13 protein-coding genes are annotated in these 14,535 nt (G+C 52.8%); 6 read left to right on the plus strand and 7 right to left on the minus strand.

The features are described 5' to 3' along the window. Position 1: 1 nt before the first annotated feature. From mraZ to leuO, 5 genes are all read right to left on the minus strand, one after another. Positions 2 to 460: a division/cell wall cluster transcriptional repressor MraZ gene (mraZ, locus tag KE671_RS10375; RefSeq protein WP_044255498.1), complete on the minus strand. Its 459-nt coding sequence runs from the start codon at positions 458 to 460 to the stop codon at positions 2 to 4. A gap of 612 nt (positions 461 to 1,072) precedes the next feature. Next, positions 1,073 to 2,077, minus strand: coding sequence for a catabolite repressor/activator (cra, locus tag KE671_RS10380; protein ID WP_206162883.1), 1,005 nt, complete (start codon positions 2,075 to 2,077; stop codon positions 1,073 to 1,075). Positions 2,078 to 2,257: 180 nt separating this feature from the next. Beyond that, positions 2,258 to 2,749, minus strand: a complete 492-nt coding sequence (gene ilvN, locus KE671_RS10385; protein ID WP_206162884.1) for an acetolactate synthase small subunit — start codon at positions 2,747 to 2,749, stop codon at positions 2,258 to 2,260. 2 nt (positions 2,750 to 2,751) lie between these two features. After that, positions 2,752 to 4,476 carry an acetolactate synthase 3 large subunit gene (ilvI, locus tag KE671_RS10390; RefSeq protein ID WP_206162885.1) on the minus strand — a complete coding sequence of 575 codons (1,725 nt, stop codon included), beginning with the start codon at positions 4,474 to 4,476 and terminating at the stop codon, positions 2,752 to 2,754. Positions 4,477 to 4,794: 318 nt separating this feature from the next. Continuing rightward, positions 4,795 to 5,745 carry a transcriptional regulator LeuO gene (gene leuO / locus KE671_RS10395; protein WP_206162886.1) on the minus strand — a complete coding sequence of 317 codons (951 nt, stop codon included), beginning with the start codon at positions 5,743 to 5,745 and terminating at the stop codon, positions 4,795 to 4,797. A gap of 658 nt (positions 5,746 to 6,403) precedes the next feature. Here leuO and leuL point away from each other — a divergent pair. From leuL to leuD, 5 genes are all read left to right on the plus strand, one after another. Next, entirely contained in the window at positions 6,404 to 6,490 is an 87-nt protein-coding gene (leuL, locus tag KE671_RS10400) for a leu operon leader peptide (protein ID WP_042323878.1), read from the plus strand. An 89-nt stretch (positions 6,491 to 6,579) separates the two neighbouring features. Further along, entirely contained in the window at positions 6,580 to 8,151 is a 1,572-nt protein-coding gene (gene leuA, locus KE671_RS10405) for a 2-isopropylmalate synthase (RefSeq protein ID WP_206162887.1), read from the plus strand. Continuing rightward, entirely contained in the window at positions 8,151 to 9,242 is a 1,092-nt protein-coding gene (leuB, locus tag KE671_RS10410) for a 3-isopropylmalate dehydrogenase (RefSeq protein ID WP_206162888.1), read from the plus strand. Before leuA ends, leuB begins: the two co-directional genes overlap by 1 nt. A gap of 2 nt (positions 9,243 to 9,244) precedes the next feature. Next, entirely contained in the window at positions 9,245 to 10,645 is a 1,401-nt protein-coding gene (leuC, locus tag KE671_RS10415) for a 3-isopropylmalate dehydratase large subunit (RefSeq protein WP_206162889.1), read from the plus strand. Between the two features lie 10 nt (positions 10,646 to 10,655). Next, a complete protein-coding gene (leuD, locus tag KE671_RS10420; RefSeq protein WP_206162890.1) occupies positions 10,656 to 11,261 on the plus strand; it encodes a 3-isopropylmalate dehydratase small subunit in 606 nt (201 codons plus the stop codon). A 72-nt stretch (positions 11,262 to 11,333) separates the two neighbouring features. Here leuD and KE671_RS10425 read toward each other — a convergent pair whose 3' ends face one another. Beyond that, positions 11,334 to 12,512, minus strand: coding sequence for a sugar efflux transporter (locus KE671_RS10425; RefSeq protein WP_206162891.1), 1,179 nt, complete (start codon positions 12,510 to 12,512; stop codon positions 11,334 to 11,336). 109 nt (positions 12,513 to 12,621) lie between these two features. Next, positions 12,622 to 12,744 (minus strand): glucose uptake inhibitor SgrT, encoded by a 123-nt coding sequence (gene sgrT / locus KE671_RS10430; protein ID WP_042323887.1) that lies wholly within the window; start codon positions 12,742 to 12,744, stop codon positions 12,622 to 12,624. 95 nt (positions 12,745 to 12,839) lie between these two features. Between sgrT and sgrR the strand changes: the two genes are divergently transcribed. Then, on the plus strand, positions 12,840 to 14,495 hold the full coding sequence (gene sgrR / locus KE671_RS10435) for an HTH-type transcriptional regulator SgrR (RefSeq protein WP_206162892.1): 1,656 nt from the start codon (positions 12,840 to 12,842) through the stop codon (positions 14,493 to 14,495). Positions 14,496 to 14,535: the final 40 nt, after the last annotated feature.

Below are 14,535 nucleotides of genomic sequence, written 5' to 3' on the forward strand. Positions count from 1 at the left end.
CTTATAGAGACAAGTCCTGCAGGCGCTCCGACAACGTTCCGGTCGCACTCTGCTCAGCGTCGATATCTTCCTTGACCTGTTGATACCAGGTCGTTTCATCCCACAGTTCAAACTTGTTGAACTGTCCAACCAGCATCACTTCTTTAGTCAGCCCGGCATGTTGCCGCAGGACAGGCGCCACCAGCAATCGTCCGGCGCTATCCATCTGACATTCACTGGCATGCCCCAACAGTAAACGCTGCACACGGCGCTCTACTGGGTTCATGCTCGACAGACGCGATAATTTTTGCTCGATAATTTCCCATTCAGGCAGGGGGTAAAGCAGCAGGCACGGGTGATGGATGTCAATGGTACAAACCATTTGACCGGTAGCGCTCTCGATCAGTTGATCCCGGTAACGGGTAGGCACAGACAAACGCCCTTTACTGTCGAGATTGACTAACGTTGCTCCCCGGAACATGCCAGTCTCTCCCCTCATTACCACTTTACCCCACAAATTCCCACTCAAAGGAGTTTACGGAGCGGAGGAAAAGCTTGTCAAGCGAGTCACAACGCTTACCTGAGTAAAAAACCCAATGTTTACGGCTAATATCAGCGTTGATTAAATTCTGTCCAACGAACGAAGCAAATTAACGTCATGAATATTTGTAAGAAAAAAATCCCAAAACTCATCACCGTTTTAAAACGAACAATTATTCTCGGGAGAGAATATAAAGTGTCAGTTTGCGACGCGAGCGGCATTTTAGGACATATTGCATCATGAATACAGTCCCTGTTTATGGCTGCTAACACCGCGCACCGACAAGCCTGCCGAGACATTCACGCTGCGGCGACAAAAAGTGTTTGTTAATTCGGCAATTCACGACAAGCATGTAACAAAATAATACAAATCTAACCTGCCGTTACGTCTCAATAACCTGAAACCGACCCTGTTTCGTTTAAATACGGATTATTTTGGTAAAGTTGAGAAAATTCTAAGGAATAATCTTAATTACGATGAGGGTATTGCGGAGAGGAGTTCGATAATCTGCGCCAGAAAAATTTGCCTTCTGACGCAGAATTCAGAAATTGACTAGCTGCGGCTTAATACGCCCCGACGATAAAGGTTACGTTTAATGCGCGTTAAACCTGGTTTTGGTTTACGCGGCTCATCCAGACTCGCCAGGACAATTTCCAGCACGCGCTCAGCGACATCCCGATGGCGCTGCGCCACGGCCAGGACCGGGCACTGCAGGAAATCCAGCAGTTCATTGTCGCCAAAGGTTGCTATCGCCAGGTTGGAAGGCAGCTTGCCATCACGACGCAGCGTCACATCCATCACCCCCTGCAACAGGGCGAATGAGGTGGTGAACAGCGCCTGCGGCATCGGATGCGTCTCCAGCCATTTTTCAAATAGCTGTGCCGCTGCTTCACGCTCATAGCTATTGGCATACAGAAAATTCACTTCACGCGGATCGTCTTTCCAGGCGGTACGGAAGCCCTGCTCTCGCAGGAAGCTGACGGACAACTCCGGCAACGCGCCCAGATAGAGTACGGTGTCAGCGGGGAACTTACGCAACTCTCCGGCCAGCATTTCGGCATCGTCCTGATCGGCACCCACGACGCTGGTAAAATGTTCACGATCTAATGCACGATCCAGCGCTACGATTGGGAAGGTATCATTGGCCCAGCGTTGATAGAACGGATGTTCCGGCGGCAGCGAGGTGGAGACAATGATCGCATCAACCTGACGCTGTAAAAGATGCTCAATGCAACGCATTTCGTTATCAGGCTGATCTTCCGAACAGGCAATCAGCAGTTGGTAACCACGTTGACGCGCCTGACGCTCAAGATAATTCGCAATACGGGTATAGCTTGTGTTCTCAAGATCCGGGATCACCAGACCGATAGAACGTGTGCGTCCAGCACGTAGCCCGGCAGCCACAGCGTTCGGGTGGTAATTATGCTCACGCACCACCGCCATGACTTTTTCGACAGTCTTGTCGCTCACGCGGTATTGCTTTGCTTTTCCGTTAATAACGTAGCTTGCAGTCGTTCGCGATACACCCGCCAGCCGAGCGATTTCATCCAGTTTCACAATTGCCCCTTGCGTAAAATGTACAAACCATAACCATTGTAACGGCATGGGTTAAAATCGGTAACATCTAAGCGCAGAATAGTTACTGCGGCAACCGCTTTTATTCCGGGTTACCACGGATTTCGCAAAAAAATGCCCAACGGAAGAGGTTGGGCAGTTGAATTAACGCAAAGAGAACGATCAGCGCATTATCTTGTCGCCGCGGGATAGCCCCACGACACCGGAACGGGCAACCTCAACGATTTTCGCCACTTCGCGCAGCGTTGCCAGAAAAGCGTCAAGCTTATCGCTGGTCCCAGCCAGTTGTACGGTATAGAGGTTTGGCGTGACATCAATAATCTGCCCACGAAAAATCTCCGTGTTGCGTTTCACCTCTTCCCGGCCATAGCCGCTGGCCTGAATTTTCACCAGCATCATCTCGCGCTCGACGTGCGCGCCGTGCCCAAGTTCGCTGACCCGCAACACATCCACCAGCTTGTGCAGTTGCTTTTCAATCTGCTCCAGGACTTTCTCGTCGCCCACCGTCTGGATAGTCATGCGAGAGAGCGTCGGATCGTCCGTCGGCGCAACGGTCAGGCTCTCAATGTTGTAACCCCGCTGAGCAAAAAGGCCGATCACGCGCGACAGCGCACCGGATTCGTTCTCCAGCAGTACTGATAATATCCGGCGCATAATCAAGTCCTCTCCGTTTTACTTAACCACATTTCATCCATCCCGCCGCCGCGAATCTGCATCGGGTAGACGTGTTCGCTGCCATCGACGGTGACGTCAACAAACACCAGACGACCGTTTTTCACTTGCGTTAGCGCCTCACTCAATTGGCTTTCCAGCTCATCAGGACGGGAGATCTGAATACCGATATGTCCGTAGGCTTCCGCCAGGCGAACAAAATCGGGTAACGACTGCATATACGATTGAGAGTGACGACCCGAATAAATCATGTCCTGCCACTGCTTCACCATCCCCAGATAACGGTTGTTCAGGTTTAGCACCAGTACCGGCAGTTTATACTGCAGCGCGGTCGACAACTCCTGAATGTTCATCTGAATACTGCCGTCACCCGTCACGCAGACCACCGTTTCCTCCGGCAACGCCATTTTCACCCCTAGGGCCGCAGGCAAACCGAAGCCCATCGTGCCGAGACCGCCAGAGTTGATCCAACGGCGCGGTTTATCGAAGGGATAATATAGAGCGGCAAACATTTGATGCTGACCTACATCCGAGGTCACATAAGCATCCCCATTGGTCAGGCGCCAGATCGCCTCGATAACCGCCTGTGGCTTGATGCTTTCGCTATGCGTGTCATATTTCAGGCACTGACGGGCGCGCCAGCGTTCAATTTGTTGCCACCAGTCGCGTATATCATCCAGCGGTTGCTGGGCGGATTCCTGCGGCAATAACTCCAGCAACTGCTCCAGCACCTGGCGCGCATCACCGACAATAGGGATATCTGCCGTCACCGTTTTGGAGATTGATGTCGGGTCGATATCAATGTGCAGTACCGTCGCATTCGGGCAATACTTGGCCAGATTATTCGTCGTGCGATCGTCAAAACGGACCCCAACGGCAAAAATCACGTCGGCGTTATGCATCGTCATGTTGGCTTCGTATGTACCATGCATGCCCAGCATTCCGAGCGACTGACGGTGCGTAGCGGGAAATGCCCCGAGTCCCATCAGCGAAGAGACCACCGGCAGGTTGAGCGTTTCGATGGCCTGATGTAGTTGTTCATGGCAACCCGCCGTCACCGCCCCGCCGCCAACATAGACAACCGGTTTCTTTGCCGAAACCAGCGTTTGCAGGGCACGCTTAATCTGCCCTTTATGGCCCGCCGTCGTCGGGTTATACGACCGCATGCTGACTGATGCAGGCCAGGAATAAGGTAATTTTTTGCCGGGATTGAGAATGTCCTTCGGCAAATCCACCACCACCGGTCCCGGACGACCGCTCGCCGCCAGCCAGAAGGCCTTTTTCAGCACCTGTGGAATATCTTCCGTTTGCTTCACCAGAAAACTATGTTTCACAACTGGTCGAGAGATCCCCACCATGTCGCATTCCTGAAAAGCGTCGTAGCCAATCAACGAGGTCGCGACCTGACCCGAAAGAATCACTAACGGAATAGAATCCATATACGCCGTTGCGATGCCAGTAATTGCATTGGTTGCGCCCGGGCCGGAAGTGACCAGCACCACGCCCACTTCTCCGGTTGCCCGCGCCAGGCCATCAGCCATATGCACGGCAGCCTGTTCATGGCGGACAAGCACATGATCGATCCCGCCGACCGTATGCAACGCATCATAAATATCGAGGACTGCGCCCCCGGGATAACCGAATACCTGCTTAACGCCCTGATCGATAAGCGACCGGACGACCATTTCGGCTCCAGATAACATCTCCATGGCTTGCCTCACTGAATGACGATTACTGATGTGTAAAACACCTTAACCGCTCCCCTGGATGCAGGCAATTCGGAGAAAGAGGCAAATGAGCCGGAAAATAAGCACAAATGAGAGGAAAGTGACGGAGAAACGGCGAATTAAACTACATTTTGCTCAGCTATTGATAATTAATCGGCTCAAAATAGGTACATACAGCGAATCATCAATTTTTTCATGGATAGAAAAAAGAATAGCCAGCCAAATTCAGCACAAAATACCATTGAATAGATAAGTATCAGGATAAACCAGATGTTCGCATCCGGTTTATCCTGTTCATGCCTAACGTGTGCAGACGGACGCTAACAATTCTTCCATCCACTGATGCCCTTTATCCCGACCGGCAGCCTCATGCCATGAAAGATAACAAGTTCTGCTATTCAGTTTTAAAGGTAACGGTAATATCTGGAGATCCAGAGTGGGAGAGAACTCTTCAGCTAACCAGCGTGGCGCAATTGCCACCAGATGCGTTTGCGAAACAACATTAAGAACACTGATTAATGCCATCCCCTGATAGGCCACACACGATTGAGAGTCAGCCGTGTCATACCAGGGTTGACTAAATGAGTCAAAACGGTCAAGTGAAACAACAGCATGCTGTTCATTATAGACTTCACTTTCAACCAGTGGCCCATTAATACGAGGATGTTTACGACTGGCTACCAGCACCATTTCATCATTAAATAATGGAATACTCGTAAATTCAGGACGACGGAATTCCTCATAACTAATAACAAACTCCGTCTCCTGATAACGTAACTGGTGTTCAGTGTCTTTATTTAAGGATGACTTAAATACAACATGTATATTAGGTGCGATTTTTTCAACACGATTATAAATTAAAGAGGTCAGGATATTATCCAACGGACTGCAAACGCAGAGATGAAAAATACGCTCGCTGCTGCCGGGTTCAAAACCGGAACCGGGCAATTCATTCTGCACCAATTGCAGCGCCTGGCGGACGGACCCGAAAAGCTGGAAAGCCCGCGCAGTGGGTTGGATCCCACGGCCATAACGGACAAAAAGCTCATCATTAAACATCACCTTAAGACGTGCCACAGCGTTACTTACCGCTGGCTGCGACATCCCGAGGGCATGCGCGGCACGGGTAATATTCTGCTCCTGCATGACCGCATCAAATACAGTCAATAGGTTAAGATCAACCATTCGAAGTTGCGGTTTATCCATCTCTAAATGATGGGGATTGGGTTTATCGACGGTTACTTCTGGCATAGTTAACTCCACTGTCACGCTTAACTCCCTTTATTCTTGCCGAAATGCAGAAAAATAATCTCAGAAAATATGATTTACCATGCATATATAATAAGAAAAAGGGTAGAGATTAAATTTAGGAAAACATAAAGACAGCAGTGCGAATGCGTAAGAAACCGCCATCAGAACGATGTCGTCTCTTTCACCGCACGGCAAATCATAAAATTTTAATCATGTGAGCAATATAAACATAAGCGATGAAAATACACAATCATGTGTTTGACCAATAATACGCCGAGCTTTTATTGAATATTGTTATTGTTTATACCTTAACGCTTAACACTGATTTATCATCAGGATAATCAGAACCGCCCCCTTCTCATTTACCTCTTCTATATTCATATTGAAATCATACAGATAGCAATCCCTTCTCCGCTCCATACCGTGCAGCAACATTATCGATAATTGCAAAAAGGCGTGTTTAATTATGTCAAACAATGAAAAGTGTGAAGAGGCTTGCCTCTTTTTATAGGGCATAACAAAAAAACTTCAGCACAATTAGCTAAATCAGCCCCGCCATTTTCTTCCGCCTGTCGTGGTGTTTTCGACGATGGGGTTGACATCAGACACTGTATCCAGTACCACTAAAAGCATATCGCATTCGCCTGGAGTTGATTTAATGATTCGTATCGCTCGCTTTAACGGTCTACTACTACTAAACGCATCCTCGTTGCGCGGTAGACTGGTGAGCGGCATTCAGCATTAAGTCGTATCCAGTAAGATAAAAAACCCGCGCCGTTGCGCGGGTTTTTTTATGCTCGAAGCAAGGCGCCCTAAAGACTAAGGACCTAAAACATGAGCCAGCAAGTCATTATTTTCGATACCACTTTACGCGACGGTGAACAGGCGTTACAGGCAAGCCTGAGTGTGAAAGAGAAGCTGCAGATTGCGCTGGCCCTTGAGCGTATGGGTGTTGACGTAATGGAAGTCGGCTTCCCGGTTTCCTCACCCGGCGACTTTGAGTCTGTACAGACCATCGCTCGTCAGGTTAAGAACAGCCGGGTTTGCGCATTAGCCCGCTGCGTGGAAAAAGATATCGACGTTGCGGCTGAGTCACTGAAGGTTGCCGAAGCCTTCCGTATTCATACCTTTATCGCCACCTCACCGATGCATATCGCCACTAAATTACGCAGCACGCTGGACGAGGTGATTGAGCGCGCCGTTTACATGGTGAAGCGCGCACGCAACTACACTGACGATGTTGAATTCTCATGCGAAGATGCAGGCCGTACGCCTATTGCCGATCTGGCCCGGGTTGTGGAAGCCGCCATTAATGCTGGCGCTAAGACCATCAACATCCCTGACACCGTCGGCTACACCATGCCCTTTGAGTTCGCAGGTATTATCTCTGGCCTGTATGAACGCGTACCAAACATCGATAAAGCGGTCATTTCCGTCCACACCCATGACGACTTAGGTCTGGGCGTCGGCAACGCACTGGCTGCGGTTCACGCTGGCGCACGTCAGGTAGAAGGCGCGATGAATGGAATTGGCGAGCGTGCCGGTAACTGTTCGCTGGAAGAGGTGATCATGGCGATTAAAGTTCGCCATGACATTCTGAACGTCAACACCCGCATTAACCATCAGGAGATCTGGCGTACCAGCCAGTTGGTCAGCCAGATCTGCAACATGCCGATCCCCGCGAACAAAGCGATTGTCGGCAGCGGCGCGTTTGCTCACTCCTCCGGGATCCACCAGGACGGCGTGCTGAAAAACCGCGAAAATTACGAAATCATGACGCCGGAATCCATCGGACTGAATCAGGTGCAACTGAACCTGACCTCCCGTTCCGGGCGTGCAGCGGTGAAACACCGTATGGATGAGATGGGCTATAAAGAGAGTGAATACAGTCTGGACAATCTGTACGACGCTTTCCTGAAGCTGGCCGACAAGAAAGGTCAGGTGTTTGATTACGATCTGGAAGCGCTGGCGTTTATTGGCAAGCAACAGGAAGAGCCCGAGCACTTCCGCCTGGATTATTTCAGCGTCCAGTCTGGCTCTAACGATATCGCCACTGCCTCTGTCAAGCTGGCCTGTGGCAGTGATGTGAAAGCCGAAGCGGCTAACGGTAACGGCCCGGTCGATGCCATTTACCAGGCCATCAACCGCATTACTGATTACGACATTGAACTGGTGAAATACAGTCTGTCCGCCAAAGGGCACGGCAAAGACGCGCTGGGTCAGGTCGATATCGTCGCAAACTATAACGGGCGTCGTTTCCACGGCGTCGGTCTGGCGACAGACATTGTTGAATCTTCCGCGAAAGCGATGGTGCACGTGCTGAACAACATTTGGCGTGCGGCAGAAGTCGAAAAAGAGTTGCAACGTAAAGCTCAGAACAACGAGAACAACAAGGAAACCGTGTGATGTCGAAGAATTACCATATTGCTGTTTTGCCGGGTGACGGTATTGGTCCGGAAGTGATGGCGCAGGCCCTTAAAGTCCTGGACGCAGTTCGCAACCGATTTAACATGCGCATTACTACCAGTCAGTACGATGTGGGCGGTGCGGCGATCGACAATCACGGTCAACCGCTGCCGCCGGAGACAGTTGAAGGCTGTGAACACGCCGATGCCGTTCTGTTTGGTTCCGTCGGCGGCCCGAAATGGGAACATCTGCCGCCGGACAGCCAGCCGGAACGCGGCGCGCTGCTTCCGCTGCGCAAGCACTTCAAGCTGTTCAGCAACCTGCGTCCGGCGAAACTTTATCAGGGACTGGAAGCCTTCTGCCCTCTGCGCGCCGACATCGCCGCGAATGGTTTCGACATTTTGTGCGTCCGTGAACTGACCGGCGGGATCTACTTCGGCCAGCCAAAAGGTCGCGAAGGCAGCGGCCAGCATGAAAAAGCGTTCGATACAGAGGTGTATCACCGCTTTGAAATTGAACGTATCGCGCGCATTGCATTTGAATCTGCGCGTAAACGCCGCCGTAAAGTGACCTCCATCGACAAAGCTAACGTTCTGCAAACCTCTATTTTGTGGCGCGAAATCGTCAATGAAATCGCGAAAGCGTATCCGGACGTAGAGCTGGCACATATGTACATCGACAATGCCACTATGCAGTTGATTAAAGATCCGTCCCAGTTTGATGTGCTGCTGTGCTCCAACCTGTTTGGCGACATTCTGTCTGACGAATGCGCGATGATCACGGGTTCCATGGGCATGCTGCCCTCTGCCAGCCTGAACGAGCAAGGCTTTGGGCTGTATGAACCCGCAGGTGGCTCCGCGCCGGATATTGCCGGCAAGAATATTGCAAACCCGATTGCGCAAATTTTGTCGCTGGCGCTGCTGCTGCGCTACAGCCTGGATGCCGATGACGCGGCATCCGCCATTGAACGTGCGGTAAACCGCGCATTAGAAGAAGGTATCCGCACCGGTGATTTGGCCCGTGGCGCGGCTGCCGTTGGTACCGATGAGATGGGCGACATCATTGCTCGTTATGTCGCACAAGGGGTGTAATCATGGCTAAAACGTTATACGAAAAATTGTTTGATGCGCACGTCGTCTATGAAGCGCAAAACGAAACCCCGCTGCTGTACATCGACCGACATCTGGTGCATGAAGTGACCTCTCCGCAGGCGTTCGACGGCCTGCGTGCGCATGGTCGTCCGGTTCGCCAGCCGGGCAAAACCTTTGCCACGATGGATCACAACGTCTCCACGCAGACCAAAGATATCAATGCGTCCGGCGAGATGGCGCGTATTCAGATGCAGGAACTGATTAAGAACTGCAACGAATTTGGCGTTGAGCTGTACGATCTGAACCACCCATATCAGGGCATCGTTCACGTGATGGGGCCGGAACAAGGCGTTACCTTGCCGGGAATGACCATCGTCTGCGGCGACTCGCATACCGCGACCCACGGCGCGTTTGGCGCGCTGGCGTTCGGTATCGGCACCTCGGAAGTAGAGCACGTGCTGGCGACCCAGACCCTGAAGCAGGGCCGCGCCAAAACCATGAAGATTGAAGTCAACGGCACCGCCGCGCCGGGGATTACCGCGAAAGATATCGTGCTGGCAATTATCGGTAAAACCGGTAGCGCCGGCGGCACCGGCCACGTCGTTGAGTTTTGTGGTGATGCCATCCGCGCCCTGAGCATGGAAGGTCGCATGACCCTGTGCAACATGGCGATCGAAATGGGTGCCAAAGCCGGATTAGTCGCTCCGGATGAAACCACCTTTAACTATGTAAAAGGTCGTCTGCACGCGCCGAAAGGCAAAGATTATGATGATGCGGTTGCGTACTGGAAAACGCTGCAAACCGACGCCGACGCGCGCTTTGATACGGTTGTCACCTTACAGGCCGAAGAGATTGCCCCGCAGGTGACCTGGGGAACCAACCCGGGCCAGGTGATCTCCGTGACTGACAGCATTCCCGATCCGGCGTCGTTTACCGATCCGGTTGAGCGCGCCAGCGCCGAAAAAGCCCTGGCCTATATGGGTCTGAAACCGGGCGTGCCGTTAACGGAAGTGGCGATCGATAAAGTGTTCATCGGTTCATGCACCAACTCGCGTATTGAAGATTTGCGCGCTGCCGCAGAGGTCGCCAAAGGTCGCAAAGTCGCGCCGGGCGTTCAGGCGTTGGTGGTTCCTGGTTCTGGTCCGGTGAAGGCGCAGGCGGAAGCGGAAGGACTGGATAAGATCTTTATCGAAGCCGGTTTCGAGTGGCGTCTGCCGGGATGCTCCATGTGTCTGGCCATGAATAATGACCGCCTGAATCCGGGTGAGCGTTGCGCATCGACCAGCAACCGCAACTTTGAAGGGCGTCAGGGTCGCGGTGGGCGTACTCATCTGGTTAGCCCGGCAATGGCCGCTGCCGCAGCCGTTACCGGTCATTTTGCCGACATTCGCAGCATCAAATAAGGAGACTCCCATGGCAGAGAAATTTACCCAACATACAGGCCTGGTTGTCCCGCTGGATGCCGCCAACGTCGATACCGACGCGATCATTCCTAAGCAGTTTTTGCAGAAGGTCACCCGTACCGGTTTTGGCGCGCACCTGTTCAATGACTGGCGTTTTCTGGATGAAAAAGGCCAGCAGCCGAATCCGGAATTCGTCCTGAACTTCCCTGAATACCAGGGAGCCTCGATTCTGCTGGCGCGCGAAAACTTCGGCTGCGGCTCATCCCGCGAGCACGCACCGTGGGCGTTGACGGACTACGGTTTCAAAGTGGTGATTGCGCCGAGCTTCGCGGACATTTTCTACGGCAACAGTTTTAACAACCAACTGCTGCCAGTGAAATTAAGCGACGAACAGGTCGATGAGCTGTTCAACCTGGTCAAAACCAATCCGGGGATGACATTTGAAGTGGATCTGGTCGCGCAGGTAGTGAAAGCAGGCGATAAGTCTTACAGCTTTAATATCGACGCCTTCCGCCGCCACTGCATGCTGAACGGTCTGGACAGCATCGGGTTGACGTTGCAGCACGAAGCCGCCATCACCGAGTACGAAGACAAGCAGCCCGCGTTTATGCGCTAGCGCTGCGCTTATCCGACCTGCGAATTTCTGTAGGTCGGATAAGGCGTTAACCGACATCCAGCAATCCATAAATCAAACGTCTTTCACCCGCCCGGTCATCACCAGCGCCACCAGAGAAATCACCGCAATCACCCAATACACTGCGAAGTGACCATAGCTCTGCGCCACTGCGCCCTGAATTACCCCGGCCAGAATGACGCCCGTCGAAATGCTATTAGTAAATAATGTCGTCGCTGACCCCGCCCTGCCGGGCATCAGGTCCTGAAACCAGAGCATGCCAATACCGGCAATAATTCCGATAAACGCCGCATTAAACAGTTGCAACATCAGCAGCGCCTGATGGCTGTGGAAGAAAATCAGCCCGAGATAAAACAGCACGCCCCCGGTGACGGCAATAAGCATCATCCGGCGCTTACCGAAGCGTTTTACGTAGAAGCCGGCAAGGATCATGATCGGAATTTCCAGTCCTGCGGCGGTGCCCATCAGGATCCCGGCAAGCTTATCTGGCAATCCAAGCTCTGAACTAATCCATAGCGGCATATCGATGATGTACATGGTGTTGCAGGTCCACATCAGCGTGGAGGCAATAAACAGCATGCGGACGTTTTTATCCTGCCAGCCACCAACCTGACTGACCGGCACATCCGCAGGTTGTTCAACGCGGGCGACGGACGGCAGCATAAAGGCTATCAGGATGAAACTGAGCGCAAAAATCGTGGCAGCAATCGAAAACATCATCGTGAAGCCATAATTCAGCGCCAGCATAAACGCCAGCGGTGGGCCAATCACCCACGCCAGTGAGAGCTGAGCACGCATTACTGAGCTGAACATCACCACTTCACGCGCCGAACTATCAGCATATTCCCGCGCCAGGGCGAACAGCTGCGGCATCGCGGTATTTGCCAGCGACGCCAACAGGACGCCGCAGGTGATAAGCGTCAGGTAGTGACGATTGAAGGCAAACAACAACGCATTACCGACGGCCATCAGACAACAAAACAAGATCAGCTTGCGGCGGTCTCCCTGGCTGTCTGAGCGTTTTGCCAGCGCAAGGCTTACGCCAATCCCGGCGATGGCGTTAACGGTGTAGAACAACCCCACCCAAAACGGCTGCGCCCCAACCTCGCGACTAAGAAACAGGCTAAGCGTCGGGGCCTGTAGCGCTCCCGCGATGCCCATCATAAATGCGACCAGCATGAATGCCGCGTAAACACCGTTGAGACGCCGTCCCATCGTCATTAACCAGAGCATAACTCTCCCTTATCAGCGCAACGGAAAAGAAAAAAGCCAGCAGATGATACCTGCTGGCGCGGCGATTAACACCAATACTCAGTCACACATGATGTCTGCTACTTCAGGGTCAGGCTGTCACCTCCCACTGCATCAGTTCTTCCAGCATCTTTAAGCGCTGCGGCGCGCTCAGGCAAGCCAACCAGGACAACCCTTCTGTCGCGGCAAAGTACTTCTGATAAAACTGGCGCATATCGATGACCCCGTCATAGTGCTTCATCGGAATGTATTATTGGCCTAATATAGGGATAATAAAATTGCTGAGTTTTCCGCTGGAGTTCCCCTTTTATGTCTTCTGGCCGTCTGCAACAACAGTTCATCCGCTTGTGGCAATGCTGCGACGGCAAAACGCAGGACACCACGCTTAACGAACTGGCGGATCTGCTGAGCTGCTCGCGCCGTCATATGCGCACACTGCTCAATACCATGCAGGAGCGCGGTTGGCTGACGTGGGAAGCGGAGGTGGGGCGCGGAAAACGTTCACGCTTGACCTTCCTGTATACCGGACTGGCGCTCCAGCAGCAGCGTGCGGAAGACCTGCTCGAACAGGACAGAATCGATCAACTGGTGCAACTGGTCGGCGACAAAGCGGCCGTGCGGCAGATGCTGGTTTCCCATCTGGGCCGCAGTTTCCGCCAGGGCCGTCATATCCTGCGCGTGCTTTACTACCGTCCGATGCAAAATCTGCTGCCGGGCACGGCGCTGCGTCGTTCAGAAACCCACATTGCCCGCCAAATATTCAGCGCCCTGACCCGCGTAAATGAGGAAAATGGGGAACTGGAAGCGGATATTGCCCACCACTGGCAGCAAATTTCTCCCCTGCACTGGCGCTTTTTTCTGCGTCCAGGGATCCATTTTCACCACGGGCGTGAACTGGAAATGGACGACGTGGTGTCGTCCTTGACGCGTATTAACGTTTTACCGCTCTATTCACACATCAGCGAGATCGTCTCGCCAACGCCCTGGACGCTAGACATTCATCTTTCACAACCCGATCGCTGGCTGCCGTGGCTGCTGGGCCAGGTTCCGGCGATGATCCTGCCGCGTGAATGGGAAACGCTGAGCAACTTTTCCAGCCATCCGATCGGCACCGGCCCGTACGCGGTGATACGGAATACGCGCAATCAGTTGAAGATCCATGCCTTTGACGATTTCTTCGGCTTTCGGGCCCTGATTGATGAAGTAAACGTCTGGGTACTGCCTGATATCGGCGACGAGCCGAACGGCGGTCTGACGTTGAAAGGCCCCACTGACGACGAAAAAGCCATCGAAAGTCGTCTGGAAGAGGGGTGCTATTACCTGCTGTTCGACGCCCGTACCCATCGCGGCGTCAGTCAGGAGGTCCGGGAGTGGGTCAGTCGCGTACTGTCACCAAGCAACCTGCTTTACTATGCCGATGAACAGTATCAGCGCCACTGGTTCCCGGCCTATGGCCTGCTGCCCCGTTGGCATCACGCAAGACCGGGCCACGGCGAGAAACCCGCCGGGCTGGAGACACTCACGCTGACCTATTACCACGAACACATCGAACACCAGGTGATTGCAAAGATCATGAGTCAACTCCTGGCTGAGCATCAGGTGAAGCTGGAAATTCAGGAGATCGACTACGATCAATGGCATGCCGGAGAAATTGAAAGCGACATCTGGCTTAACAGCGCCAACTTCACCCTGCCGCTCGACTTCTCTTTGTTTGCGCATCTGTGTGAAGTCCCACTGTTGCAGCACTGCATTCCGCGGGACTGGGAAGCCGACGCCGCGCGCTGGCGCACTGGTGAGATGAATCTGGCCGTGTGGTGCCAGCAACTGCTTGCCAGCAAAGCGATTGTCCCGCTGATCCACCACTGGCTGATCATTCAGGGCCAGCGCAGTATGCGCGGTTTGCGCATGAACACCCTCGGCTGGTTCGACTTTAAATCCGCGTGGTTTGCCCCGCCGGATCCATGATTGCCGCAACGCGGCAAAATCACTACACTACCGCTGTTCT

It is taken from the genome of Citrobacter amalonaticus (assembly GCF_018252635.1).
Taxonomy (GTDB): Bacteria; Pseudomonadota; Gammaproteobacteria; order Enterobacterales; family Enterobacteriaceae; genus Citrobacter_A; species Citrobacter_A amalonaticus_E.

Bases quoted from the DNA above. Each gene is read 5' to 3' on its own strand.
- mraZ (WP_044255498.1), bottom strand. From the start codon at position 460: ATGTTCCGGGGAGCAACGTTAGTCAATCTCGACAGTAAAGGGCGTTTG.
- ilvN (WP_206162884.1), bottom strand. From the start codon at position 2,749: ATGCGCCGGATATTATCAGTACTGCTGGAGAACGAATCCGGTGCGCTG.
- ilvI (WP_206162885.1), bottom strand. From the start codon at position 4,476: ATGGAGATGTTATCTGGAGCCGAAATGGTCGTCCGGTCGCTTATCGAT.
- leuO (WP_206162886.1), bottom strand. From the start codon at position 5,745: ATGCCAGAAGTAACCGTCGATAAACCCAATCCCCATCATTTAGAGATG.
- leuL (WP_042323878.1), top strand. From the start codon at position 6,404: ATGATTCGTATCGCTCGCTTTAACGGTCTACTACTACTAAACGCATCC.
- leuA (WP_206162887.1), top strand. From the start codon at position 6,580: ATGAGCCAGCAAGTCATTATTTTCGATACCACTTTACGCGACGGTGAA.
- leuB (WP_206162888.1), top strand. From the start codon at position 8,151: ATGTCGAAGAATTACCATATTGCTGTTTTGCCGGGTGACGGTATTGGT.
- leuC (WP_206162889.1), top strand. From the start codon at position 9,245: ATGGCTAAAACGTTATACGAAAAATTGTTTGATGCGCACGTCGTCTAT.
- leuD (WP_206162890.1), top strand. From the start codon at position 10,656: ATGGCAGAGAAATTTACCCAACATACAGGCCTGGTTGTCCCGCTGGAT.
- KE671_RS10425 (WP_206162891.1), bottom strand. From the start codon at position 12,512: ATGCTCTGGTTAATGACGATGGGACGGCGTCTCAACGGTGTTTACGCG.
- sgrT (WP_042323887.1), bottom strand. From the start codon at position 12,744: ATGCGCCAGTTTTATCAGAAGTACTTTGCCGCGACAGAAGGGTTGTCC.
- sgrR (WP_206162892.1), top strand. From the start codon at position 12,840: ATGTCTTCTGGCCGTCTGCAACAACAGTTCATCCGCTTGTGGCAATGC.